Consider the following 25,336-nt stretch of genomic DNA (forward strand, 5'->3'; position numbering starts at 1 on the left):
TTTTATTTTTAATTAATATCCTATTCATTCAATCCAATTAACAATTTACTAGCCACAATTCCATGTTTATCTTTTGATTGGTTTTCTTTATCAATCCAAACATAAAATGCATCATATTTCCTTAACAAGGGTAAATTCTTCACATCAAATTCCTGATATTTAACTATGTCACTTTTTGATTCTTCAGTAATAACATAGGATACTAATCTTGTATTTTCATTTAAATAAATTCTTATGTTTCCATTACTATCAATTATATTTTCTGGTCTCTTAACTCTATTACTAGAACCTGTTTTAATGGTTATTGCGCCTTTTTCAAAGTTCTCAAATGTACCAATTATGTCCACTTCATCTTTATTTATATCTTTAATTATTTCTTTATTTTCTTCAATTAATATTTTTGATACTTTTTTATCTGGTTTAAATCTAAGCTTTAGTAAATCTTGATAATTTATAGAAATAATTCCTAATCCTATAACTCCTAAAACCAAGCTAGTACCTATTATAGCCTTGAATTTTGTTATATTATTAGGAAATAATTTAGTCATATTTATGTAAATAGTAATACCAATTATACCACCCAATGAATTTAAAATAATATCGTCTATATCACTACTTCCAAGAGCAAAAATATATTGTATTGCTTCAAATGCTAAACTAATAAATACAATTACTGTAAAAATGTTTCTTTTACTTAACTTTTTAAATAATATAGGAAAGAAAATTCCCATCGGAATAAATATGCATACATTTCCTAGGATATTTGCAATAGCTCTCATAAAGCTAATATTACTGTCTGTGATAAATTCCCATATTGTGTAAAATGGGATTAAATTTACAGACCTAAATATTCCTTTGGAAATAGTGTAAATTGGTACATCTTTAAATAAAATTATTCTTATAAGCACTAGAATATATACAAAAAATATTATATATACAATTGATAGCAAGAATTTTTCTAATTTTTTATTTTCTACCACTGATAAGCACCTTCTCTCTTAATATTTAAATGGTAACAATAAATATTTAAGACGATTTTAAAATTTTCTTAAAATTTTCTTAAATATTTATTAAAAACATAAAAAAGCCTACACTTAAAAGTGTAGACCTTAACAAATTCTTATACAAATATCTCCTATTGAACAACGAACAATATAAGTGTAGAAGAAACAATAACCAAGGTTAAAAGAAGTCTAGCATATAAAAAGTTTTTCTCTTTTAACATAACCCCAGCAATCCCAAATATAAAAAATATAGATGCAATAAATTTACCAAGAATATTATTATTTGGATAATAACTAAAAAGCATAAAACAAAGTACAAATGTAAGTACTCCTATTGCATTAAATATAATTTTATTAGATGCTATTTTTCCTTTATTAAAAAAGAAGCAAAATATTGATACTAAATCTAAAAATAAAAATACATAAAACATTCCTTTGAAAACGTCCATTTTTATACCCCCTAAAAATTATAATTATAATATCAGATTTATTTCACATAATTATCAATATACTAATAACGCCTATAATATTATAGGTTTATATTACTAGTGTATTACCTCATATTCATACATATTATAATCACACTCATACATATTTAAAGACTCATATGTTGCTTTTGCATTTATGTTTTCTTTTTCTACATATAATCTCATTCCAACAATATTTTCATCTCTATCACACATATTTTTTATATAATTAAATAAATAATTAAAGATACCTTTTCTTCTATATTCTTTCTCTACGTATACGCTCTGAATCCAAAGAAAATTTCCATTTCTCCAATCGCTCCACTCATATGTATACATAATCTGTGCAACAACCTTATCAAACACTGTATAGACATGATATTTACCTTTTCTTTCATCTAACAATAATGCTTTTACACCTTTAGTAAGAACATCCATATCAAGCTCTTTTCCTTCAGTTTCTTTAGCTAAATTATAGTTAAATTTTGCTATTACATCCAAATCATCTATACGAGCTTCCCTTATCTCTATCAATTCTTCATTTTCGTATAACTCTATGTAATCCTTTTGTTGCTCCATATTTATTCCCCCATATCTATTTTATTACATTGATGTTTTTGCTTAAATATATTTATAGTGTCTTTTCTATCTTCATAAATGCATAGTCAAATGTAGCTTCCAAATTCCCATTATTTTTTCCTCCACCTTGAGCTAATACTTGACTTCCTCCACCTTTACCATCTATAAGGCTTATTGCGTCTTTTAATAAACTTCCCATGTTAATGTTTTTCAAATTTTTAGAACATGCAAAAACTAGGTTTATTTTATCCTCAAACTTAACCGCTAATAGTGCAATCTTATTTTCATCTTCTGTAATCTTATTTGCTATTTTATTTACATATTTTAAATCTTCATTATCATAGACCTTTTTAATAACTGAAACAGTATCAATTTTACTTGCATTTTCAATCATTTCTTTAACTTGATAGTTAGCTACTACTTCTTCAAGTTTTCTTTTTTTACTTAGAGCTTCTTCTACTTTATTGTTTAAATTTACGATACCATTTATAGCATCTTCTTCACTACAACTCAAATATCTACATATTTTAGTTAAATATATATCCCTTTTTAATACTTCATCTACTGCCCTTTTACCTGCTAAAAATTCTATTCTTGTACTTGACTTATGCTTTTCCCATTTCTTTATTTTTATCATTCTCAATTCGCCAGTTGATTTTGGATGCACTCCACAACATGCATTCGTATCTAAATCACCTATTTTTACTACTCTTATCTCTTCATCAGTATTTGGTAAATCACGTCTTATCCAAATTTTTTTTAATTCTTTCTTTGTTGGAAGTAATGTCTCTACCTGTATATTCTGACGAATAATTTCATTGGCAAGTAACTCTATCTCCCTAATTTTATCCTCATCTAAATTACCTTCTATATCTACTGTACTATACTCATTTCCAAGATGAAAACCTGTCGTATTTGCATTAAAGGTTTTAAAAAAACATCCAGATAATACGTGTTGTCCAAAATGTTGATGCATTCCATCTTCTCTTCTATCCCAATCAATACTACACTTTACCTTATGTATCTTTATAGGTTTTTTGTCTAACACATGATATACTTTTTTCCCATCTTCATACACACTTATTACATCATAATTATCTATTCTTCCTAGGTCTCCAAACTGACCTCCTCCCCCAGGAAAAAACGCTGTCTTATCTAACAAAACATGATAATTATTTTCTACTTCTTTTATTTCAATTATTTCTGCTGTAAAATCTCTTATATACTGGTCTGTATAATATAACTTTTCCATTTTAATTCTATCTCCATTTTCTTAATTCTAGACTACTTTACTTTTTAAATACAAATTTCAAGCTATACTTAATTTAATTGTATTAAAATAGAACTCATACTAATTCTTTAAAAATCATCTTCTACTATATTTTAACATATAGATATTAGTGTTAACAAATTTATAATTGTATATTATTCCAATATTTCATAACATGTATTCTTACTTATTTTCTTAATATAATAAAAAGTATATTAAAACATGTTAAATTACAAAATAAGCTTTAATCTCTTTTACTAATCTCATCTGTTATTAATGATTTTGAAATATACATTGCTTTTATAATATTCTTAAAGCGTGTATGATGAGAGGTCCCCTCAGAAAACTTTATCTGTCCTTTTTCACATTTGCTAATAATTGAATTTACAGGTGGTAAAGCTTCTATTAATTCTTCTTTCGTATATTTATCTATAATATCTTTAGATTCTATCAATAACTTAGAAATATATAAGGCTTTTATTCTATTTCTAAGAAGGGAATGTTGAGAAGTACCTTCTGCAAATTTTGGTTGTACTTTTTCACAATTAATAATGCTTGAAGATACCACTCTCAGTGCTTCTATCAATTCTTCCTTTGTATAGCCATTCATAATATATTTTCTCCTTTATTTTTTAATTTGAAGAAATAGTATACCTCAACTTAGTCTCATTATCAACCAATATCATTATTATTTGTACGCATCTTTTAACTCATAAATGTTTTAAATATAAGTGACATTACATATTTTAATACGTATTAATAATTTTTAATATACATATATTACTTAACATTCATTAATATAAAGTACATTAACATTGCTTTTTTAAAAATTTTAGTATAAAATCATATTAAATAAATTTTCTGAAATAATAGAATATTTAAATATATAAAAACAGCTTTTAATAACATTATAATTTTCTTATAAATGTGTCGTTGTTTTAGGGGGAGTGATTTAAAATGGCAATAAAGCCAAGAAAAATATCTATTGTGGGGTCAGGACATGTTGGCTCTCATTGTGGATTTAGTTTGATAACTCAAGGAGTTTGTGATGAGCTCTTTATGATTGATATAGATGAGGCTAAAGCAAAAGCTCAAGCTTTAGATTTAGCTGATGCAGTTTCTTATTTACCACATAAAGTATCTATAGAAAAGGGAACTTTTGCTGACTGTCAAGATTCAGATATAGTAGTAATAAGTGTTGCTGACTCTTCAGAAGGACCTTTACGTAGACAAAATACAACTAGATTAGACCTACTAAGACCAACCATTGGAATGATAAAATCTATAGTAGAACCTATAATTAATTCTGGTTTCGACGGCATATTTATAGTCATATCTAATCCTGTTGATGTAGTTACAAATTATATTTGGGAAAAATCTGGTTTTCCTAAAAATAAAGTTATTGGAACTGGTACAGCTTTAGATTCGACAAGACTTAGAAGACTTCTATCTGAAGAAACTGGAATAGCTCAACAGTCAATACAAGCTTATTCTATGGGTGAACATGGAGATTCTCAAATGGTTCCTTGGTCTCATGTTTCAATTGGTGGTAAACCAATCTTAGACATGATAAAGGACAATCCAAACACTTATGGAAAGTTAGATTTGCCGTCAATAGTTGAAAAAAATAAAAAAATAGGCATAAGTATAATAAATGGTAAAGATTGCACAGAATTTGGAATAGGTACTGCTTTAGTAGAAATTGTAAAAGCTATATTACATAATGAGAAAAAAATTCTACCAATTTCTACTCTATTAGAAGGTCAATACAATGAAACAGATGTATTTGCAGGTGTTCCTTGTGTTATCGGAAAAGATGGTATAGAAGAAATCATTGAAATCAATCTATCTGAAGAGGAACAAAATGAATTTAGTAAATCTTGCTCTGTTTTAAGAGAGCATATTGCACTTTCAAAAACACTTTAGATTCAAAATTATTTTAAAGTAGTTTTATCTAAATAATTTATATAACTCTATGATTATCGTAGAGTATCATAATATGTATACATAAAACAAAGTGTAAGGAGATGTTAAACTTGGCAATAAAACCTAGGAAAGTATCAATAATTGGAACTGGCCACGTTGGTTCGCATTGTGGATTTAGCTTGGTAACTCAAGGGGTTTGTGATGAGTTACTAATGGTCGATATAGATGAAAGCAAATCAAAAGCTCAAGCTTTAGATTTAGCTGATGCAGTTTCTTATCTGAAACATGCTATAAAAATAAAGAGTGGCTCACTTGATGATTGTAAAGATTCTGATATTGTAGTGATAAGTGCTGGTCCGTTACCTGAAAAAAATCAGACTAGATTAGATACACTTGAATCTACAATTAATGTTATAAAGACGATAATAAAGCCTATTGTTAAAGCTGGATTTGATGGGATATTCATTGTAATTTCAAATCCAGTAGATGTAATTACTGACTATATATGGAAGACTTCTGGTTTCCCTAAAAATAAAGTTTTAGGTACAGGTACTGCACTTGACTCCTCAAGACTTAGAAGGCTTTTGGCAGAGACAACAAATATTCCTCAACAATCAATACAAGCTTATTCTATGGGCGAACATGGAGATTCTCAAATGGTTCCTTGGTCTCATGTTTCAGTTGGTGGTAAACCATTATTTGATATTATTAAAGAAAATCCCAATACTTATGGTAAATTAAATTTAGATGAATTAACTGAAAAAACAGCAAGAGCTGGTTGGGATGTTCTTTACGGTAAAGGCTCTACTGAATTTGGTATTGGAACGGCCCTAACAGAAATAGTAAAAACTATATTCCACAATGAAAGAAAAATTATACCTGTCTCAACTTTACTTAATGGTGAATATGGACAAGACAATGTATTTGCTGGTGTGCCTGCTATAATTGGTGCAAATGGAGTTGAATCTATAGTAGAAATAAACTTAACTGAGAATGAACAAGATAAATTCAATAAGTCATGTGATATTTTAAAAAAATACATTAAAGTTGCTGAGAATCTTTAAATTGATAATAAAATAATATAGCTTTAGAGCAATATTGTATTTAAAATTTTAACTAAAAGCAGGTAAATACTCATAACAAAAATAGATTAACTAAGTTAATGTTCAAGTTATTTATACCTGCTTTTAATTTTAATACTAAAATATCAATCTACTTTTTTTCACCAAATTTTATAACTTTGCTTTTTTTATTTATATTTTGAGATAGGAATCCTTTTTTTAATCCCATCAACAATTCTAAATCTTCTGGATAAAGATTTATTCCAAATTCTTCTAAACTTGATACTATACTATTTGTACTCATTATTTTATTTTCTATCAATAATTCGACTGCTTTTTTTAAATATGTTGGGCTTGAGCCTTTCATTTTATCTAGTGGTTCTTCTACTAACCATCCTCTTTTATCCATCTCATTCATAAGATAATTGTATTTTTTGTAATTTATCTTTCCTAGATTATATGCTCTAAAAATCATAGCAGATATAGGTACAATCCACTTCTTTTTTAATTCTACATAATAGTCCACATCTTCTGGATGACTTAAATCTTCCAAAAAAGTCTCTTTAGGTAATAAAAATGCACAGGCATACTCATCTGCTGAAAATTGTTTATTTGGTATTTTTAATTCACTTGATACTATATAGCCAAGCTCATATGCCAAATTATAATTTCTAATTGCTGCTGATTTTTTGTCATTTCCAAGAGATATTAAGTATTTAACTTCTTTCCCAATTCTCTGTTTTTGAGTAAAGATTGTCGCCCCTTTTTTATCTACATTCATACCTGATATTATAATTCCATTAGATTCTAGTAAGTTTACCATATTTACTATTGGACTTTTATTTAAATTCCAAAACTCTCTAGTTTTATATGCAAGGCTTTCTATATCATTTATATTAGTATCCGCCATTATTCTTTTATTTGGTAAATTTTCTTTTGGAAACTTAATATAACTCTCCATAAATGAGTATATTTTATGAATAATTATCATTTTTTCTCTATAAGAAATTTCTTCTACTCTAGGCAGTTTAGATTGAGGATTAAAATGACTATCCTCAACAATAACATTCATATTTTCATTTCTATAAAAATACTCTTTTGGAAAATTTAATACATTTGATAATTTTAATGTATTTTCCATATTAGGAATATATTTATTTTCTTCAAAAGCCTTCAAATCTTTCTTATTTATTTTAGTTTCATTGGATAACTGTTCTATAGTCTTTGCTCTAAAAGTTCTAGCTGATTTTAATCTCTTTCCATTAAAGTCTTTTAAATTCATTTGTTTTCTCTCTTTCAAAATTAAATTCTTAATCTATCAATATAAATTATAAGATTACAATTAATAATTTATCATATTATTGACAAAAAAACAAAAGATGAAAATATATATTTTCATCTTTTATCTAAGCTTATAATAAATAACTTTAATTATTTAAAAAGTTTGAGATATTCTCCATATCCTAAACCTTCCATCTCTTCTTTAGGTATAAATTTAAGAGAGGCAGAATTTATGCAGTATCTTAAACCTCCAATTTCTTTTGGTCCATCATCAAATACATGACCTAAGTGAGAATTCCCTTTAGCACTTCTTACTTCAACTCTATACATACCTTGTGAGAAATCACTTCTCTCAACTATAGATTTATCTATTACTGGCTTTGAAAAACTTGGCCATCCACATCCTGCATCAAATTTATCTTTTGATGAAAATAAAACTTCTCCACTTACAATATCAACATAAATCCCTTCTTTATCATTATCATAGTATTCATTTTCAAAAGGTACCTCTGTCATATCGTTTTGAGTAACTTCAAATTGTATAGGAGTTAAAGTCTTTTTTAATTCTTCTCTATTTATATTGTTTCCATCCCAGTGACTTTTTACAAAATTATATCTACCTGAACCTTTATAATACATATTATAGTTTAATGGTCTTTTTTTATAATAATCTTGATGATTTTCTTCTGCCTCATAAAATTTAGTTGCTGGAATTATAGCAGTTACTATTTCACTATCGAATATTTTACTATTTTCCAAATTTTCTTTTGATTTTAAAGCTATATTTTTTTGTTCTTCATCATGATAAAATATAGCAGTCTTATATTGAGTTCCCCTGTCACCAAATTGCCCACCATCATCTGTAGGATTAATCTGTTTCCAAAATATATTTAGTAGTTCATCATAGCTTATTATGTCATCATCATAAGTTATTTGAATAGCTTCTACATGACCAGTTGTTCCTGAACATACCTCTTGATATGTAGGATTTTCAACATGACCACCTATATATCCAGAAATTACCTTTATAACCCCATCATATTTATCAAAAGGCTTCACCATACACCAAAAACATCCACCTGCAAAAGTAGCAAGTTTTATCATTTTTATCACTCCTTAAAAAAAATTATATTTTATTTATTCCCTAAGAAGTAGGTTAATAATCTTGTATTTTATTGTTTTTATCCAATTGATAAAATAGTTCTTATAAATATAATTCTACATTAAATCTATTTTCTATAAAAACTTTTTTTATTTATCCATCCAAAAGCATCTTTTATGTCACAATTTTCTCCCAAAGATATCAAGTATTCTAACTCATCATAATTATCCATAGCCACATCTTTTTCCATTTTGGGATTTAGTCTATAGTAATTATCTCCAAGAAGCTTTTGAGAAAACAACTGGCTCATTTGAGAATTTCCTTCTAATGTTATAGATATAATTGGTAAATCGGGTTCTTTATTAATTATCCAATCAATAGCTCCCCATTCAGTAGTATCTGCCTTTATACTATTATATACATATCCAGTTCCTATTGAAAAAAGTCTTGTATTTTTAAGCTTAAGCCCACTATCAATGGCATGAATTATACATGCTAAACTTGGGTCAGTTGCTATTATTCCACCATCAATATGTCGATTATACGTTGGAAAAAACACTGGAGCAGCACTACTTGCCATTGCTACATCTATAACTTTACTAGTCTTTGTAAGAGAACTTGGCATATTATTATAAAAAACTGGTTTCCATGAGTTTTCTTCATTTCCTATATAAAAACTTGGTATCATTACTAATTTTTTTAAGTCTTTTAATTCTAGTTCTTCTGGAAATATACTTAGTAAAACTTCTTTTAAATTTTTATTTTCATACTTCGGTCTCAGCATTTCTGCATAACTTTTACTGAAAATATGCTTTGAATTTTCTATTGAATAGAGTTCTTTTATGTCTTTTGGACTTACACCATACGCAAGACCTAATGCTATTAAACTTCCTGTAGACGTACCTCCAAACATATTTATATTATCTAATAAATTTGGATACTCATTTACCATTCTCTCAAGTATAGCTATACTCAATGCTCCTCTTAATCCCCCACCATCAAAAGTTAATATATTAAAATTAGAATTCTTCATATACATATACCCCCACATAAAATACCTTATTGATTTTAAATTTCGGTTAAAATAATTTCATTATAGTATATATATTTTATGCAAGTTCTATATAACGATGTTACCATTTCGATATTTAAAGTGCTTTGTACTGTACATACCTTATAATATCTAAAATAAATATTATAGAATATCGTATTTGTTTTAGATATTATAAGTAATAAAATTGACGTATTAAAATAATTTCTGTACCTTAATATATTATAAAAAATAAATAAGAGTTATCTTTTAAGTAAAGACAACTCTTATTTATTTTAATTGCTTATATTTAAAAATATTTTAATTACAAATACTTCTCTTCTTAAATATATTTATTTTCTTTATCCTAGTATTTTCTTCATATCTTCTTCTGGAGTAGATATAGGAGTTAATGCAAATTTGTCAACCAATATATCTAATACATTCTGAGATAAGAATGCTGGTAAAGAAGGTCCTATATAGATATTTTTAATGCCTAAATGAAGTAATGTAAGAAGTATACAAACTGCCTTTTGTTCATACCATGATAATACCATGCTAAGAGGCAACTCATTTACTCCACAGTCAAAAGCATTTGCCAATGAAACTGCCACTTGGATTGCACTATAAGCATCATTACATTGTCCCATATCCATTAAACGTGGTAAACCACCGATTTCTCCAAGGTCTAAATCATTAAATCTATATTTTCCACATGCAAGTGTCAATATAACAGTATCTTTAGGAGCTTGCTTTACAAATTCAGTGTAATAATTTCTTCCAGGTTTTGCACCATCACAACCTCCAACTAATAAAAAGTGTCTTATATCTCCACTTTTCACAGCATCTATTACTTTATCTTGTACAGATGAAACTGTACCTCTTGCAAAACCAGTAGTTAATGTGTCTCCTCCATTAATACCAGTCATATGAACATCTTCTTTATATCCACCAAGTTCAAGAGATTTTTCTATTACACTAGAAAAGTCTTTGTCTTCATCAATATGAATCATACCTGGATAAGCAACTACTTCTGTAGTAAATACTCTATCTCTATAACTATCTTTAACAGGCATTAAACAGTTTGTTGTAAATAGTATTGGAGCAGGAATATTATCAAACTCTTTTTGTTGATTTTGCCATGCTGTACCAAAGTTTCCTTTTAGATGCTTATATTCTTTTAATTTTGGATATGCATGTGCTGGTAATAACTCTCCATGAGTATATATATTTATTCCCTTATCTTTTGTTTGTTCTAATAATTTGTGTAAATCATAAAGGTCATGTCCTGTAACTACTATGAATGGTCCTTTCTCAATTTTCATAGGTACTTGAGTTGGCTCTGGTGTTCCATAAGTTTCAGTATTTGCTCTATCAAGTAATTCCATACATTTTAAGTTTATTTCTCCAGTTTTCATAACCAATCCTAAAAGTTCGTCAATAGACAAGTCCCCTCCAACAGCTATTAATCCTTCATAGAAAAATTCATTTACTTCTTTGTCTGTATAACCAAGTACCATTGCATGGTATGCATAAGCAGCCATACCTCTTAGACCAAACAGAATTAATGATTTTAATGAACGTATATCTTCATTATCACTCCATAAATCCTTCATATCATAGTTATCATTTCTACTACAAGTTGTTGCACAGTCTGAACATCTAGGTACAAGTTTACTTTTTTCTATCTCAGTTTTTTCAATTTGTCTTTTTATAGCTTCATCATCAAAACTTACATTTGTTATGGTAGTAAATAATCCCTCTATCATAACTTTATCTGTTTCACTTGTTGGTCTATTTTTATTTCCAATTGTTGCTCTTGAAAGACCAATTAATACTCCTGTAAGTTCATCTTGTAAATTGGCTGTACCCCCCTTTTTACCACATACTCCATTTATAGTACATCCTTTACCTCCTGCTGTTTGTTCACATTGAAAACAAAACATATTCTCCATCTTTATTCCTCCCTTTTTATTTATTAAAATTTATTATATTTTTTGTAATTAACTTAATTAAATTTCTTCATCTACTATTTTTCCATCTACAGATATAGTAACTATTTGCCATGGTATCATCTTTCCACTGTTTTGTAGTGCTGTCTTAACAGCATTTACTATACCACCACAACAAGGAACTTCCATACGTGTTACTACTATATTTTTAATATCATTCACTTTTAAAATCTCTGTAAGTTTTTCAGCATAATCTACTTCATCAAGTTTAGGACAACCAATTAATGTAACTTTGTTTTTCATAAACTTATTATGGAAATTTCCATATGCATATGCTGTGCAATCTGCTGCTATTAAAAGACTTGCATTTTTTAAATATGATGCATTAGCTGGTACCAGTTTTATTTGCACTGGCCACTGATTAAGCTGAGACCCTTGTGCTTCAACTACTACATTATTGTTTATCTGTTTACTATCTGAAACTTCTCTATTTATAGATTTAGACTGAGAACCTGGACATCCACACGCTAGATTTGTCTTTTGTGCTTTCTTGGCTTCCATGTTTGCTTTTACTGCTGCTTCATCATACTCTGCAGCTTCTCTATACTCAAATGAAATAGCATTTGTTGGACAAGTTGGTAGACAATCTCCTAGACCATCACAATAATCATCTCTTAAAAGTTTTGCTTTTCCATTTACCATTCCTATAGCTTCTTCATGACAAGCTTCAACACATAGTCCGCAACCATTACATTTTTCCCCATCAATTTTAATTATTTTTCTCATCATTTATATCACCTCATAAAATTTTTTTAATTTAAAGTATTAATTTCTTAGATATTTATTTTTAAAACCTACATCTTTTTTCAAAGTTTTTGTAGTATGATTTTTATATCTCCTTGCTTTTATAAATTTAGTATAGTACAATAAAAACAAATTATCGGTTGCATATGCAACAAGGAAGTGATTATTTGAAAAAATTTTTAGAAAAACATATAAATCTGCTAAAAAAAATTCCTCTCTTTGAAGGAATTAAAAACGACGAACTTGAAGCAATGTTAGAATGTCTAGGTGTTGTTGATAAGATTTATCCAAAGGATAGCATAATATTCTCAGTTGGAAGTGAAGTTACTTCTATTGGAATTATGCTTAAAGGAAGTGCACATATAATAAAAGAAGACATTGAAGGTAATAGGAATATTGTAGCTGAGCTCTTACCTGGAGATTTATTTGGAGAAGTATTTGCATGTACTAGACTACATAAAAGCAATGTCACAGTAACTACAACATCTTCTTGCGAAGTTTTATTTATAAAGTTTAAAAGTGTAACTGGTATTTGTTCATCTACATGTGTATTTCATAATAGATTAATTGAAAACATGCTACAATTAATAGCTGAAAAGAATATTTTACTTCACAATAAAATAGAATTACTTTCTCGTAAAACTACTCGTGAAAAATTACTTATGTATTTTTCACGACAAATAGAGCAAACAGGTAGCAACAAGTTTACAATTCCTTTTTCAAGAAATGAAATGGCTGACTTTTTGTGTGTTGATAGAAGTTCTATGTCAAGAGAGCTTGGTAAGATGAGAGATGAAGGTTTGTTATATTTCAATAAAAATAAGTTTGAAATATTCTGTTTTCAAAAATAAAATATATATTTAAATTTTATCTATTTTAAGATATTATATAAACTTAAGATTCAAAGTATAAATATTATATTTGAATCTTAAATTTACATTTTTATTCAAAAAGTTAATAGATATCTAATTCATCAAAATTAAGATATCTATTAACTATATATATTAATTAATTTTATAATTAGCTTATTTTTTTTGTAGTAAATGATGTTTTATCTATAAGCCAATCTTTTCCTTCCACTAATCTTGCAACTAACATTGATGTTACTGTATTTCCAGTTGTATTTAATATAGTATTAGGAATATCAGTTATAGTAGTTATAACTGTCAACAATGGAATTGCTTCCACTGGAAATCCGAAGATGCTAACCACGAGCATCTCACCGATAAGTCAGCCACCTGCTACAGGAGCCATAAATACTCCAACAACAAATACGGTTACAAATAATTGACCTATTGTTGCTGGATTTGCCATACCACTACCTAAAATACCTGATAAAAATGCAACTTTTATTATTACTGCTAAAACTGACCCATCTTTATGTATATTTATTCCAAGAGGTATAACTGTTTCTGATATATCATCAGGAACTCCTATATTTTTACTAGCTTCTAAGTTTGATGGTATACATGCTGAACTCGAAGAAGTAGCTAATGCTGTTGCTATTGGTTTTATAGCATTCTTCCAGAATTGCCTAAACCCTTGTTTTCCTGCAGATAGAAAAGCATATAAACTGTAAAATAATAAGAAATACAGTGCTGCTGTTATAGAATAAATTAAAAACACCCTTACATATCCTTGAATTATTTTACTTCCAAGTTCTCCAATTATTGTAGCTGTATAACAGCCTAACCCTATAGGAGCATAAAACATGACTATACTTACTACTTTTAATATTGCTTCTGTTCCTTCTGATAAGAGCTTTCTTATAGTATTTCCCCTATCCCCCATCATAGCTATTGCTGTTCCAACTAAAACTGCAAATATAACTAATTGTAATAAATTACTACTAGAAAATAAATCTCCAAAATTTTTAACTGTAATACTTGATACTACTTGGTCTAATAATGTTCCTTTCGATTCTAAAGTTTCTGCATCTTGAGCCACCATTAAACTTTTTACACTCGATACATCTAATCCTTTAAATGGATTAAATAATAATGCAGATGTAATACCTAAAACTGCAATTACAAGTGTTGTTCCCATAAATACTATAGCTGTATTCTTCATTATTTTTTCGAAGCGTTCCATGTTTTTTACACTAGCAACACCTGAAGAAACACTAAGAAACACTAATGGTACTACTATCATTAATAGAGCATTTATAAATAAATCTCCAAATGGTTTTAGTATTGAAGCTTTTGGACCAAGTACTAATCCTACTATTGCTCCTATTATGGTACATGATAAAAGTATAATTGATGACTTATAATTTTTTAAAAAGTCCCTCATTTATATTTTCCCTTCTAATGTTTTATATTATAAATTACCCAAAACTCTAAAAAAATTAAAGTAAATTATCTAATGCGCATTAATAATTTTTGTAATTTTCCCCAACAGCTACTTTAGCAAATACTGGAATATATGTCAATTTCTATAGTTTTTTTGTATCTTTAATATTTTTCTAATAGTTCATATCTATATATAAATCTTAATAAAATTCTACTTTTAAAACTTTTTTTCTATATCAATTTCAATAAAATAAACAAGATAAAAAAATATATATAATACAGTTTAATTATTCTCAAGTTTAATAATTTATAATTTAAGATAAAATTTCAGTATAGTCACTTTAATTACTGCATTGTACTATTTCATTAAGATGTTATTGTAAATACGTATGATATTTTATCAAACATTGTTTTTTTATGTATTTAAATATTTTATAATATTTTTAAAACCAAAGGCAAATAAGTTGTATTTCTAATTTAAAATTAAATAATAAATCTAAGAATAAAAAAATACTCCTATTAAATCTATTATCTAACTTATAAATTTAATAGGAGTATTTTATATATCTTAAAATAATTAACTTATACTTTTTTTAATTAAATGCTTCTTCTTTCCTAATGATATTTAAAAATTTTGCAGTTCTTTCGTTTTTAGGATTATTAAATATCTCATTAGGAGTTCCTTCTTCAGCTATTACACCATTATCCATAAATATGATTTTATCAGCAACTTCTTTTGCAAAATTTATTTCATGAGTTACAATAAGCATTGTTATTCCTTCTTTTGCAAGTGATTTTATAACACTTAACACTTCTCCAACAAGTTCTGGGTCAAGTGCTGATGTTGGCTCATCAAATAATATTACATTTGGATTTACTGCCATAGCTCTAGCTATACCTATTCTTTGTTGTTGACCTCCAGATAATTTTGATGGATAAAAATCTTTTCTATCCAACATACCTACTTTGTCTATTAATTTTAAAGATATCTCTTTAGCTTCTTGTTTACTTTTTTTATGTACTACTATTAATGCCTCCATTACATTTTCTAGTGCTGTTTTATTTTTAAATAAGTTATAATTCTGAAATACCATAGATGTATGTTTTCTTAAATTTGCTATATCTTTTTTTGTTGCTTTTTCTACATCTACCTTTACATCTCCAATCATTATCTTTCCTTTTGTAGGCTCAACTAGATAATTTAAACATCTAAGTAGTGTAGATTTACCTGTACCAGATGGACCAAGTATAGCTACTACTTCACTTTGATTTATCTCTAGATTTATACCTTTAAGAACTTCTGTCCCTTTAAAATTTTTATGCAAATTTTCTACTTTTATCATTGTTATCCACCTTTTTAATAAATATAATAAATAATATATTCGATATCAAAATTAATATATTAGTATTAATTTTAAAAACAGACTAAATATATTTTATAAATATACTCTAAAATTGACATAAATAATCTACTGCAAGCTGAGATAATAAGGAAGATGCTACGCTCAAGCATTTTTCATCTATATCAAATTTATTATTGTGCAATCTATAGTTTATATTTTTTTCTTTATTTCCTACACCTATATACATAAATAAACCAGGTTTTTCTTTCATATAAATAGCGAAATCTTCTCCTGTCATTGCAGGGAAATCAATCATTTCAACATTCTCATCTCCAAGTATTTTGCAAGCGCTTTTTCTTCCCAGTTCTATCATATTTTTATCATTTATAACAGCATCTCCTCCAGCACTCTTTTCAAACTTGCAATCTGCTCCATGTGCTTTACATACACTTCTTACTATGTTTTCTAGAATCTTACTTACTTCAATCACTTTTTCCTGACTTACCGCTCTAATAGTTCCTTGAAGTGTACACTCATCTGGTATTATATTTTTAGAAACACCAGAATTAAAAGAACAAACAGACACTACTACTGGTACAACTGGGTCAATTTTTCTCGAAACTATCTGTTGAATAGATGAATATACTGCATTTCCAACTGCAATTGGGTCTATACAATTGTGAGGTTCTGCTCCATGTCCACCCTTGCCGATTATTGTTATTTCGAAAGTATTAGTTGCTGCCATAGCACAATTTCTAGCTATTCCAATTTTTCCTGATTCAATAGTTGGCCAACAATGACCAGCTGCTAATACATCTACACCTTCAAGTACATTTTCTTTAATTACAATATCAGAACCACCTTTTTCTTCACCAGGTTGAAATAGTAACTTTACATTTCCATTCAGTTCTTCTTTTATATCATTTAAAATCATTGCTGTTCCTAACAACCATGAAACATGTGCATCATGCCCACAAGCATGCATATTATCATTTATTGATTTAAATTCTAAATCATTTTCCTCTTTTATTGGAAGAGCATCCATATCCGCTCTAAGTAGTATAGTTTTACCACTAATATTTTTTCCTTTTATAGTAGCTAATACTCCTGTACCAGCAACATCTATATACTCTATATCAAGTTTATCTAGTTCTTCTTTTATAAGTTTGGATGTTTTAAATTCTTTAAATGCCAACTCTGGATTACTGTGTATCTGTCGTCTTATTTTTATGATTTTTTCCATATTTTTTAGTGCGATAGATTTTATTTTAGTTTCAATCATTTGAAATACCTCCATAACTTATTTTTATTTATAAAGACTAATAGAAATACATTGTAATACACAGATAACTATAGATAAATTTAGTATACTTATCTATAGTTATCAAAACTTTATATTTTAATTTTGGAGTACTTATTTTTGTATATCAGCACTTACATCCATTCCAAACCATTTTTCAGATATTTTTTTCACTGTTCCATCTGCAAGCATTTCCTCTATTGCTTTGTTTACATCTTCTTTTATAGTTTTAGATTTTTCATCATTTTTCTTAAAGAAATATGCTATATTAGTAACTGATAATTTATCATCTAATACTCTTATCTTCATGTTAGCTTTTTTAGCATCACCTACAACAGTAAGTTCCGCATCAATCCATGCACTAACTCTTCCTAAATCTAAATCTTGAATACCATTAGTTCCATCACCATAAACCTTTTCTTCAAATAAATTGTCTTTATTAACACTAGCTGCAACCTGTTGACCTTGAGAACCTTCTGAAATTGCTACAACTTTTCCTTTTAAATCTTCAAGCTTATTAATTTCATTGTTCCCATCTTTTACAGCTATACATACAGCATCAGAACCATAAGGTATAGAAGCATCGTATTTTTCTAATCTTTCTTTAGACATTCCAAAGAAGTTGGCTGCTACATCAACTTTACCAGAATCTAACATACCAAATATAGAACTAAAACCTGTTGGCTCCATTTTTATTTCATATCCACTTCTTTTACCAATCTCTTTCCACATATCAACTTCAAAACCTTTATGCTCACCATTATCAACATAAGAATATGGGTCAGCTGAATTAGATGAAGCTACAGTTATAACTTTTTCATTCTTTACTTCCTCTTTTTTTGAACAACCAGTAGTTACAACTGTTAATGCTAAAACTGCTACTAAACATTTTATAATATTTCTTTTTATCATATCTCTTCTCCTCACACCATTTTTATGTAAAAATACTTTATATGTATTTTTTTAATACTCTAATAATTGCTTATTTTCTTCTCTAATTTTTTTTGTCCCCATCCTAAAGGAGTTATTATACACCAATAAATCACCATAACTGCTCCATATACTTCAAAAAACTTAAAACTCAATGCTCCTTGTGATTTAGCAGCACCCATTATATCATTTACTCCAACAACAAAAGCTACAGAAGACCCTTTAATTAAATCTATGAAATTATTGAATAATGATGGCAATGCAACTCTTACAGCCTGTGGTATCACTATCCTTTTCATTGTTTGTAAATTTGTTAATCCCATTGCATATGCTGCTTCTATCTGACCTTTATCAATTGAAAGTATGGATGCCCTTATCGTTTCAGACATATAAGCTCCCATATTTAAGCTAAGTACTATAGATGTTGCAAATACTGGGTCCATATTTTTAACAAAATCGCTCATATATGCCAGTCCAAAATATAGAAAGAATAACTGTGGCATAAGAGGTGTACCTCTAAAGATAGATACATATACTTTACATATTTGATTCAATACTTTCACTTTGTAATAAGATGATAACGCTACTATTGTACCTATAATTAACGAAAATATTAATGAACTTATTGCCAAAATCACAGTCACATTGAACGATTTCATTATTATTGGAAATAATTCTAAAAAATATTTCATACTAAAAATCATAAAATAAGTCCCCCTCACTTAATGTTGTTTTTTGCAAGCTTTTGTCACATGTTAAATTATAATAGAATTTTCTTTATTTTTCCAATAGAAAAAAACTATTTTATCAATTGATTATATAGACCCTTTTGATACCATATTTTTTTTGATATTTAGACTACTAAATTCATTTTTTCTAAAATTAAAAATTTATTTACAAGAGGGAACATATCTGTATAACCTATCTTTAAACACTAAAATCTAATATGCTTTTCCTATCCTTTTTTCAACCTTACTTTGTATATTACTTAATACTATAGATACCGCCCAATAAATTAGTATCGTTATCATATATATCTCAAAAAACTTAAAACTCGAAGCAGCTTCTACTTGAGCTACTCCCATCAAATCCTGTATTCCTATAGTTAAACCTAAAGAAGAACCCTTAATTATATCTAGTGTACAACTTACAATAGGAGGTACTGCAGATGTAGCTGCTTGAGGTAAGATTATTTTAACCATTGATTGATATTTACTTAATCCAAAAGCATAGCAGGCTTCTTGTTGTCCTTTATCAACACTCTCAATAGATGCTCGTATAATTTCTGCCATATATGCAGATGAGTTTACCCCTAAACAAATCACTATTGCTAAATAAGGTGAGCAATCTTTCATAAAAGAAAATACCATCGGAAATCCGAAGTAAAAGAAAAATATTTGAATTAAAAGTGGCGTTCCTCTAAAGAATGAGATATACACCTTAGTTATATATTTCAAAATTTTTGACTTTGTCTGTGTAAAAAATGCAAGTATCACACCTAATAATATTGATATGAAAAACGCAACAATAGATATTAGTATTGTTATTCCCAAGGCTTTAATTAAAAATGGAAATATACTTAGACAAAATTCAAAGTTAAAATTACTCATTAGTAGGCTCCTTAGTGATATCCTTTCCTAGCCAAGTTTCAGATATTTTAGTCAAAGTTCCACCTTTGTGCATATCTGCAATTACTTTATTTATTTCTTTTGTCCATTCTTCACCTTTTTCATTTTTTTGAAGTGCAAAAGAACAAGCACCAAATTGAATTGGAGGTTCTACCATTTTAAGATTTAATTTTTGTTCTTTTATGGCTATTAAAGCCTCAACATCCTGTGCAACCACTGCATCTAATCTTCCCATTTCTAGATCTTGATAGTTCCCTTTAAGAGTTGCACTTGAATAATTTACTATTTTTATTTCGCCATTTGGATACTTTTCTTTTAGTATTTCATTTGCCACTGCTCCAGTACCCACGCCTACCTTTTTACCAACTAAATCATCTATTGATTTTATACTATTATCATCTTTTCTAACAATAATATTTGTTCCACTATAATTATAAGCATCTGAAAAGCCATATTTTTCCTTTCTTTCAGGTGTTGCAGTAAGTTGAGCAGATACTACATCCGCTTTATCAGCTTCTAATAATCCAAATAATCCACTAAAATCAGTTAATACCCATTCAACTTTACAATTAGTTCGTTTAGAAAATTCGTCCCAGAAATCTACTTCAAATCCTTTAAGTTTATCCTTCTCTTTAAAAGCAAAAGGGAAATACGTTCCTGATGTGGCAACTCTTATAGTTTTTTGTTCTTCTTTATTTTTATTATTTCCTGATGAACATCCTGTAATTAAAAGTGATGATGCTAAAACAAGCATAATAATTAACTTAAGCTTTTTCATAGTTTGTTCTCTCCTTTTAAATCTAATTTTATTTCAATTTTGTATATAATACATTTCCAACAGTTTGAATCACTTGAACCATTATAATTATTATAATTACAGTTCCATACATTATAGTATCGTTAAATGTTTGATAACCATATATCAGAGCAACTGACCCCAAGCCTCCTGCCCCTAATGCTCCTGCCATAGCAGAACTACCAAGTATTGATACGGTTGCAAGAGTTATACTTGAACATATAGATGGTATAGCTTCTCTAAACATAATACTAAACAATATTTGTAAATTTGAAGCACCAAAAGATTTAGCTGCTTCAATCATACCTTTATCAACTTCTCTAAGATTACTTTCAATTAATCTAGCTATAAATGGAGATGCAACTATTATAAGAGGTAACATAGCTGCTTGTTTTCCAATAGAAGTACCTACTACAAATCTTGTAATTGGAGTTATAGACACCGCCAATATGATAAATGGAAATGACCTAATTATATTTATCATCAAATCTAAAATCTTATATATGTATTTATTAGGTCTAAGTCCTTCATTTGAAGTTTCTACTAGTATAATAGCTAATATAAAACCGATTATAGAAGATATAACAGTAGCCCATGTAACCATATAAATAGTATCAAATACTGCAGGAATTATTATTTTATTTATTACAAGACTTGGATTATCCATTATCTAAAGCCTCCCAAATTATGCATCTACTATTTAAATACTCACTAATTATTTTTTTATCTTTAGCATCCATGTTTATAACAGTGGTACCTATAATATCATCTCTGAATTTTTCTAGCTTAGAAGACACAATTGAAAAATTAACTGGAATTTGTTTTGCCATTTCTGGAATCAATGTATTTTTAGCTTTATCCTGTTTAAATAATATTCTTATATTTACACCTTCTTCTGGCATAATCTCCGATTGCTCTCCTAAAAGTCTCTTTAAGCAGTCTGGTTGATTCAAGAATAGCTTTTGGACATCTCCCAATGCAGCTATCTTTCCATATTCTAATATAGCTACTCTATTACATATTTCTCTAATAACATCCATTTGATGAGTGACTAATACTATAGTTATGTTTAGTCTTTCATTTATTTCTCTCAAAAGTGATAGTATAGATTTTGTAGTTTCTGGGTCAAGTGCAGATGTAGCTTCGTCACTAAGTAAAATTTTAGGCTCCAGTGATAAAGCTCTAGCTATAGCAACTCTCTGACGTTGTCCTCCACTCAATTCTTTAGGCTTTTGATATATCTTATCTTCTATACCTACTATTTTTACAAGTTCCATTACTTTTTTTTCTATTTCATCTTTTTTATATCCCCAACACTTCATTGGAATAGCTATATTATTATATACATTTTGTCTTTCTAATAGAGAAAAATGTTGAAATATCATTCCTATATTCTTTCTGTACTCTCTAATTTTACGATGTGAATTGTTTTTTATTTCACACCCATCTACTAAAATCTCACCCTTTTCATAATCTTCTAATAGATTTATACACCTTAAAAGTGTGGATTTCCCAGCACCACTTTTCCCTATCAAACCAAATATTTCGCCTTGCTCTATAGAAAGAGATATATCTTTTAACACATCTAAACTTCCAAAAGACTTATACAATTTAGATATATTTATCAAATAATCACCTCAAATTTTTCACATAGAATTAAGCTGTTTTTTATACACACATAAAACAGCTTAATTCTTTTAAATAGTTAAATCTAAAAATTATATTATTTATCTTCTATGAGAACTGATGTAGTACCATAATTTTTTTCTATTATAGCTTTTACTTTTTCTCCTTTTAACTCTTTAGCTAAAGCTTTAGCCCATTCTTGGTCTTTATTTTCACTTTTAGTAGCTAAAACTATACCATATTCTGCCCCATGCTCATCAAAAGCTAAAGCACTTTCTGGGTCTTTGTCAGATTTCATTATTTGTATTGCTCTAACCACTCCTAAATCTACATCTGGAAGTGCACTTGGAATTTTTACAGTATCCATTTCTATAAATTCTAGATTGTGTTTATTTTCAACTACCTCTAAAGGACTATAAGTTTTGACACCATCTTTTAATTTAATTAAACCTTCATCTGCTAATAAAACTAATGCTCTTGATTTATTAGTTGCATCTGATGGTATAGCAACTTTCATATTATCTTTAACATCATTTAAGCTTTTTAATTTATCTGAGTATACACCCATTTTTGAATAATAAATAGGCTCTCCTACTGCTGACAAATTTGTACCTTTATCTTTATTAAATTGCTCTAAAAACGCACTATGTTGATAGAAATTGGCATCTAAAGTTCCTTCAGCAACTCCACTATTTGGACTTATTATATCTCCATCAAAAAGAGTAACTTCCATTTTATAACCATCATTTAAATAATCTTTTTGTACTGCATCTAACATTTCTTTTATAATAGGGTCAGATGTACCTACTTTAACAGTTTTTACTTCTTTTTTAGCAGACTCACTTTCTTTTTTTTCATTATCATTTCCAGAACATGCTACTAATGATAATGATAGTATAGCTATTAGTGATAAACTGATTAATTTTTTAATTTTCATGACTTCCTCCAATGATATTTTTATTAATTTTTAAAAAGTACATAATTTGCCTTTTACAGCATTTTTACTGTACATTCTAGCAGCATTCATAAATGCATGTATGTTCTCAATAGGAGTTCCTACTGGAATTTGGCAACCAGGAGATAACGTAAATCCACATGGATTGTCACTTGCCTTTAAGATACATTCCTTTACTGATTCCATTACATCATTAATACTTCCATTTCTCATAATTTCTACTGGTGGTACATTTCCAGAGATACCCATACTGTTTCCAATTGCTTTTTTAACCTCTTCTAAATCCTCGCAATTATCAACACTAAACGCAGAAAGACCTACATCAACTAAATCTTGCCATCTGTCTTTAGTCTTTCCACATATATGTATAGATGGTGCTGAACCTGTAATTTCTTTAACTCCTAGTACGAATTCTTCTAAATACGGTTTTACAAATTCCTTAAACTGCACTAAGCTTATCAGATTAGACGAAGCTACTGGTTCAGCTAGACTGACACTTGACCCACATTCTTTATAAATTACTTCTGTGTATCTTAACATGCATTTTACTGTATATTTTAAAAGTTTATGTAAATTTTCTTTATTTTTAACAGTATCTTTTAGTATATTCTCAGCTCCTCTTATAGCTACAACATTACTTATTGGACCTGCTAAACTTGAACCTATAAATCTTTCATTTGAAAATTCATCTGTTAAGACTTTTAATGCTTCTATAATAGCTGGCATTCTCCCATCTTTATAAGGGTCTATTATATCTAAAGAATCAAGCATTGAATAATCTTTGAGTATAGGCTCAACTATAAAAGAGACTGAATCCTTAGGATATTTTAACTTAGAACCAAGGGCTTCTCCTATGCCTCTAAGACCTAAACCTACGCCCATAGAATCTACATTAAAATCTCTTGCCAAGTTTCGTTCCATTTCAATCATCATTTCTGAGGAATAATAATAATCACTTATATTTAATCCATACATAACAGGTGCTGTTTCAGATAAAGAAAATGAACATGGTAATCTATCAACTTCTTTTCCTGACTTATATAAAATCGCCCTTTCTTTAGGTGTTAATTCATCTTTTAATATTTTCATCTCAACACGCCCCAATAATTAAAATTTATATTACTTCAAAGTTAAAATGCTTATAATATGCTGACTGTATATATCTTTTCATTGAATACACTTTTATTAGTATTTTTAATACAATTTTGCCCAAATATTCTTCCTTTACATAAATCTTCTTTCAATAAAACATCTGCATAAGTCATATTATTATTAAAGTTAAGTTCTTCAATTTCCATAAGCCCTAAATTCAAAAGTGAAGTTGTTGTTCTTCCACATATATGTATACTTGCTTTACCATTTATTTTCTGTTGTAGTTCTTTAAATATCTCTATAGTTATATCACTACTTAAGTTACAAAAAGTTCTCTTACCTAAAATATCCATATTTCCAGTTGGGTCAGCATAAGATATAATTTTAGCTCCAGATTCTACTCCTTTAACAGCATACTCTACAATAAAATCTTTTACATATTCTAGAATTTTGTATAAATCATTTTTTCTATTTTTTAAAGCTTTTACTATAGTCGTTAAGTCTATTAAGCTACTCAAAATAGTAATTGGACCTTCAATACTTAAAATAACATCTTCGTTTTCAGATGATAATTTTTTTATTGCCTTTAATGCTTCATTAGCTTCTACTTCATCTAAATGAACTTTTTTAAGATTTAATAATTCTTCAATATCATTGTATTTATAGCTTTTTACTCTTGGTGTACTCAATTCATCAATTAAAATATTTGCCCCTAAACTTTGTGCACACATAGTGTCACATAATGGAAGATAACAAACTCTATTTTTTGTACTTTCTTTTAAAAGTTTTGTAGCCTTTACCATTTCATCACATTTTAGATAAACGTCTGGTATTTTTAGATTATTTTCCTTTAGAAATTTTAACTCTTCCATTCCTGTAGTATCATATGTACATTTAAA

At 28.1% G+C, this 25,336-nt stretch carries 24 protein-coding genes and 1 pseudogene; 3 read left to right on the plus strand and 22 right to left on the minus strand.

Annotated elements, in window-relative coordinates; all coding sequences use genetic code 11:
* Positions 1–20: 20 nt before the first annotated feature.
* The 5 genes from ACTG45_RS11810 to ACTG45_RS11830 form a co-directional block, all read right to left on the minus strand.
* Positions 21–980 (minus strand): VanZ family protein, encoded by a 960-nt coding sequence (locus ACTG45_RS11810; protein ID WP_479919036.1) that lies wholly within the window; start codon positions 978–980, stop codon positions 21–23.
* Between the two features lie 155 nt (positions 981–1,135).
* Positions 1,136–1,453, minus strand: coding sequence for a hypothetical protein (locus ACTG45_RS11815; protein ID WP_021385041.1), 318 nt, complete (start codon positions 1,451–1,453; stop codon positions 1,136–1,138).
* 96 nt (positions 1,454–1,549) lie between these two features.
* Positions 1,550–2,050 (minus strand): GNAT family N-acetyltransferase, encoded by a 501-nt coding sequence (locus tag ACTG45_RS11820; RefSeq protein ID WP_021385039.1) that lies wholly within the window; start codon positions 2,048–2,050, stop codon positions 1,550–1,552.
* Positions 2,051–2,102: 52 nt separating this feature from the next.
* A complete protein-coding gene (locus ACTG45_RS11825) occupies positions 2,103–3,302 on the minus strand; it encodes a DHHA1 domain-containing protein (RefSeq protein ID WP_479919037.1) in 1,200 nt (399 codons plus the stop codon).
* A gap of 262 nt (positions 3,303–3,564) precedes the next feature.
* Positions 3,565–3,930, minus strand: a complete 366-nt coding sequence (locus tag ACTG45_RS11830) for a hypothetical protein (RefSeq protein WP_479919038.1) — start codon at positions 3,928–3,930, stop codon at positions 3,565–3,567.
* Positions 3,931–4,277: 347 nt separating this feature from the next.
* Between ACTG45_RS11830 and ACTG45_RS11835 the strand changes: the two genes are divergently transcribed.
* A complete protein-coding gene (locus ACTG45_RS11835) occupies positions 4,278–5,246 on the plus strand; it encodes an L-lactate dehydrogenase (protein ID WP_479919039.1) in 969 nt (322 codons plus the stop codon).
* A 110-nt stretch (positions 5,247–5,356) separates the two neighbouring features.
* A complete protein-coding gene (locus ACTG45_RS11840) occupies positions 5,357–6,310 on the plus strand; it encodes an L-lactate dehydrogenase (protein ID WP_479919040.1) in 954 nt (317 codons plus the stop codon).
* A 148-nt stretch (positions 6,311–6,458) separates the two neighbouring features.
* Here ACTG45_RS11840 and ACTG45_RS11845 read toward each other — a convergent pair whose 3' ends face one another.
* From ACTG45_RS11845 to ACTG45_RS11865, 5 genes are all read right to left on the minus strand, one after another.
* Complete coding sequence (locus ACTG45_RS11845) at positions 6,459–7,589, minus strand: helix-turn-helix domain-containing protein (RefSeq protein ID WP_021385020.1); 1,131 nt, start codon at positions 7,587–7,589, stop codon at positions 6,459–6,461.
* Between the two features lie 149 nt (positions 7,590–7,738).
* Positions 7,739–8,692 (minus strand): peptide-methionine (S)-S-oxide reductase MsrA, encoded by a 954-nt coding sequence (gene msrA / locus ACTG45_RS11850; RefSeq protein WP_021385038.1) that lies wholly within the window; start codon positions 8,690–8,692, stop codon positions 7,739–7,741.
* 125 nt (positions 8,693–8,817) lie between these two features.
* A complete protein-coding gene (locus ACTG45_RS11855) occupies positions 8,818–9,723 on the minus strand; it encodes a patatin-like phospholipase family protein (RefSeq protein WP_021385003.1) in 906 nt (301 codons plus the stop codon).
* A 359-nt stretch (positions 9,724–10,082) separates the two neighbouring features.
* Positions 10,083–11,675 carry a hydroxylamine reductase gene (hcp, locus tag ACTG45_RS11860; RefSeq protein ID WP_021385025.1) on the minus strand — a complete coding sequence of 531 codons (1,593 nt, stop codon included), beginning with the start codon at positions 11,673–11,675 and terminating at the stop codon, positions 10,083–10,085.
* Between the two features lie 57 nt (positions 11,676–11,732).
* Positions 11,733–12,461 carry an ATP-binding protein gene (locus tag ACTG45_RS11865; RefSeq protein WP_479919041.1) on the minus strand — a complete coding sequence of 243 codons (729 nt, stop codon included), beginning with the start codon at positions 12,459–12,461 and terminating at the stop codon, positions 11,733–11,735.
* 161 nt (positions 12,462–12,622) lie between these two features.
* Here ACTG45_RS11865 and ACTG45_RS11870 point away from each other — a divergent pair, with 161 nt between their 5' ends.
* The gene (locus tag ACTG45_RS11870; protein WP_044213616.1) at positions 12,623–13,327 is read left to right on the plus strand and encodes a Crp/Fnr family transcriptional regulator; all 705 of its coding nucleotides are present in this window, start codon (positions 12,623–12,625) and stop codon (positions 13,325–13,327) included.
* Between the two features lie 169 nt (positions 13,328–13,496).
* Here ACTG45_RS11870 and ACTG45_RS11875 read toward each other — a convergent pair.
* The 12 genes and pseudogenes from ACTG45_RS11875 to ACTG45_RS11930 all read right to left on the minus strand — a co-directional run bounded on the left by ACTG45_RS11875 (position 13,497) and on the right by ACTG45_RS11930 (position 25,309).
* A pseudogene (locus tag ACTG45_RS11875) lies at positions 13,497–14,768 on the minus strand (dicarboxylate/amino acid:cation symporter).
* 592 nt (positions 14,769–15,360) lie between these two features.
* Positions 15,361–16,110 carry an amino acid ABC transporter ATP-binding protein gene (locus tag ACTG45_RS11880; RefSeq protein WP_021385040.1) on the minus strand — a complete coding sequence of 250 codons (750 nt, stop codon included), beginning with the start codon at positions 16,108–16,110 and terminating at the stop codon, positions 15,361–15,363.
* Positions 16,111–16,216: 106 nt separating this feature from the next.
* Complete coding sequence (locus ACTG45_RS11885; protein WP_479919042.1) at positions 16,217–17,392, minus strand: M20 metallopeptidase family protein; 1,176 nt, start codon at positions 17,390–17,392, stop codon at positions 16,217–16,219.
* A 132-nt stretch (positions 17,393–17,524) separates the two neighbouring features.
* Positions 17,525–18,322: an amino acid ABC transporter substrate-binding protein gene (locus ACTG45_RS11890; protein ID WP_021385033.1), complete on the minus strand. Its 798-nt coding sequence runs from the start codon at positions 18,320–18,322 to the stop codon at positions 17,525–17,527.
* Between the two features lie 59 nt (positions 18,323–18,381).
* On the minus strand, positions 18,382–19,044 hold the full coding sequence (locus ACTG45_RS11895) for an amino acid ABC transporter permease (protein WP_021385034.1): 663 nt from the start codon (positions 19,042–19,044) through the stop codon (positions 18,382–18,384).
* A gap of 237 nt (positions 19,045–19,281) precedes the next feature.
* The gene (locus ACTG45_RS11900; protein ID WP_021385036.1) at positions 19,282–19,950 is read right to left on the minus strand and encodes an amino acid ABC transporter permease; all 669 of its coding nucleotides are present in this window, start codon (positions 19,948–19,950) and stop codon (positions 19,282–19,284) included.
* Positions 19,943–20,746 carry a transporter substrate-binding domain-containing protein gene (locus tag ACTG45_RS11905; RefSeq protein ID WP_479919043.1) on the minus strand — a complete coding sequence of 268 codons (804 nt, stop codon included), beginning with the start codon at positions 20,744–20,746 and terminating at the stop codon, positions 19,943–19,945. The genes ACTG45_RS11900 and ACTG45_RS11905 overlap by 8 nt, the downstream gene beginning before the upstream one ends.
* Before the next feature lie 28 nt (positions 20,747–20,774).
* Positions 20,775–21,431 carry a methionine ABC transporter permease gene (locus ACTG45_RS11910; protein ID WP_021385024.1) on the minus strand — a complete coding sequence of 219 codons (657 nt, stop codon included), beginning with the start codon at positions 21,429–21,431 and terminating at the stop codon, positions 20,775–20,777.
* Positions 21,424–22,392, minus strand: a complete 969-nt coding sequence (locus tag ACTG45_RS11915; protein WP_479919044.1) for a methionine ABC transporter ATP-binding protein — start codon at positions 22,390–22,392, stop codon at positions 21,424–21,426. The genes ACTG45_RS11910 and ACTG45_RS11915 overlap by 8 nt, the downstream gene beginning before the upstream one ends.
* Before the next feature lie 95 nt (positions 22,393–22,487).
* On the minus strand, positions 22,488–23,327 hold the full coding sequence (locus ACTG45_RS11920) for a MetQ/NlpA family ABC transporter substrate-binding protein (protein WP_021385023.1): 840 nt from the start codon (positions 23,325–23,327) through the stop codon (positions 22,488–22,490).
* A gap of 30 nt (positions 23,328–23,357) precedes the next feature.
* Positions 23,358–24,434, minus strand: a complete 1,077-nt coding sequence (locus tag ACTG45_RS11925) for a uroporphyrinogen decarboxylase family protein (protein ID WP_021385006.1) — start codon at positions 24,432–24,434, stop codon at positions 23,358–23,360.
* 50 nt (positions 24,435–24,484) lie between these two features.
* A complete protein-coding gene (locus ACTG45_RS11930; protein ID WP_479919045.1) occupies positions 24,485–25,309 on the minus strand; it encodes a uroporphyrinogen decarboxylase family protein in 825 nt (274 codons plus the stop codon).
* Positions 25,310–25,336: the final 27 nt, after the last annotated feature.

The sequence above is a fragment of the Clostridioides sp. LIBA-7602 genome (assembly GCF_056688945.1).

What these genes read in the sequence shown, in the direction of transcription:
- ACTG45_RS11855 (WP_021385003.1), bottom strand. Translation starts at nt 9,723, where the DNA reads ATGAAGAATTCTAATTTTAATATATTAACTTTTGATGGTGGGGGATTA.
- ACTG45_RS11890 (WP_021385033.1), bottom strand. Translation starts at nt 18,322, where the DNA reads ATGATAAAAAGAAATATTATAAAATGTTTAGTAGCAGTTTTAGCATTA.
- ACTG45_RS11835 (WP_479919039.1), top strand. Translation starts at nt 4,278, where the DNA reads ATGGCAATAAAGCCAAGAAAAATATCTATTGTGGGGTCAGGACATGTT.
- ACTG45_RS11880 (WP_021385040.1), bottom strand. Translation starts at nt 16,110, where the DNA reads ATGATAAAAGTAGAAAATTTGCATAAAAATTTTAAAGGGACAGAAGTT.
- ACTG45_RS11920 (WP_021385023.1), bottom strand. Translation starts at nt 23,327, where the DNA reads ATGAAAATTAAAAAATTAATCAGTTTATCACTAATAGCTATACTATCA.
- ACTG45_RS11910 (WP_021385024.1), bottom strand. Translation starts at nt 21,431, where the DNA reads ATGGATAATCCAAGTCTTGTAATAAATAAAATAATAATTCCTGCAGTA.
- ACTG45_RS11895 (WP_021385034.1), bottom strand. Translation starts at nt 19,044, where the DNA reads ATGATTTTTAGTATGAAATATTTTTTAGAATTATTTCCAATAATAATG.
- ACTG45_RS11815 (WP_021385041.1), bottom strand. Translation starts at nt 1,453, where the DNA reads ATGGACGTTTTCAAAGGAATGTTTTATGTATTTTTATTTTTAGATTTA.
- msrA (WP_021385038.1), bottom strand. Translation starts at nt 8,692, where the DNA reads ATGATAAAACTTGCTACTTTTGCAGGTGGATGTTTTTGGTGTATGGTG.
- ACTG45_RS11930 (WP_479919045.1), bottom strand. Translation starts at nt 25,309, where the DNA reads ATGGAAGAGTTAAAATTTCTAAAGGAAAATAATCTAAAAATACCAGAC.
- ACTG45_RS11825 (WP_479919037.1), bottom strand. Translation starts at nt 3,302, where the DNA reads ATGGAAAAGTTATATTATACAGACCAGTATATAAGAGATTTTACAGCA.
- ACTG45_RS11865 (WP_479919041.1), bottom strand. Translation starts at nt 12,461, where the DNA reads ATGATGAGAAAAATAATTAAAATTGATGGGGAAAAATGTAATGGTTGC.
- ACTG45_RS11845 (WP_021385020.1), bottom strand. Translation starts at nt 7,589, where the DNA reads ATGAATTTAAAAGACTTTAATGGAAAGAGATTAAAATCAGCTAGAACT.
- ACTG45_RS11885 (WP_479919042.1), bottom strand. Translation starts at nt 17,392, where the DNA reads ATGATTGAAACTAAAATAAAATCTATCGCACTAAAAAATATGGAAAAA.
- ACTG45_RS11905 (WP_479919043.1), bottom strand. Translation starts at nt 20,746, where the DNA reads ATGAAAAAGCTTAAGTTAATTATTATGCTTGTTTTAGCATCATCACTT.
- ACTG45_RS11900 (WP_021385036.1), bottom strand. Translation starts at nt 19,950, where the DNA reads ATGAGTAATTTTAACTTTGAATTTTGTCTAAGTATATTTCCATTTTTA.
- ACTG45_RS11820 (WP_021385039.1), bottom strand. Translation starts at nt 2,050, where the DNA reads ATGGAGCAACAAAAGGATTACATAGAGTTATACGAAAATGAAGAATTG.
- ACTG45_RS11925 (WP_021385006.1), bottom strand. Translation starts at nt 24,434, where the DNA reads ATGAAAATATTAAAAGATGAATTAACACCTAAAGAAAGGGCGATTTTA.
- hcp (WP_021385025.1), bottom strand. Translation starts at nt 11,675, where the DNA reads ATGGAGAATATGTTTTGTTTTCAATGTGAACAAACAGCAGGAGGTAAA.
- ACTG45_RS11830 (WP_479919038.1), bottom strand. Translation starts at nt 3,930, where the DNA reads ATGAATGGCTATACAAAGGAAGAATTGATAGAAGCACTGAGAGTGGTA.
- ACTG45_RS11870 (WP_044213616.1), top strand. Translation starts at nt 12,623, where the DNA reads ATGCAACAAGGAAGTGATTATTTGAAAAAATTTTTAGAAAAACATATA.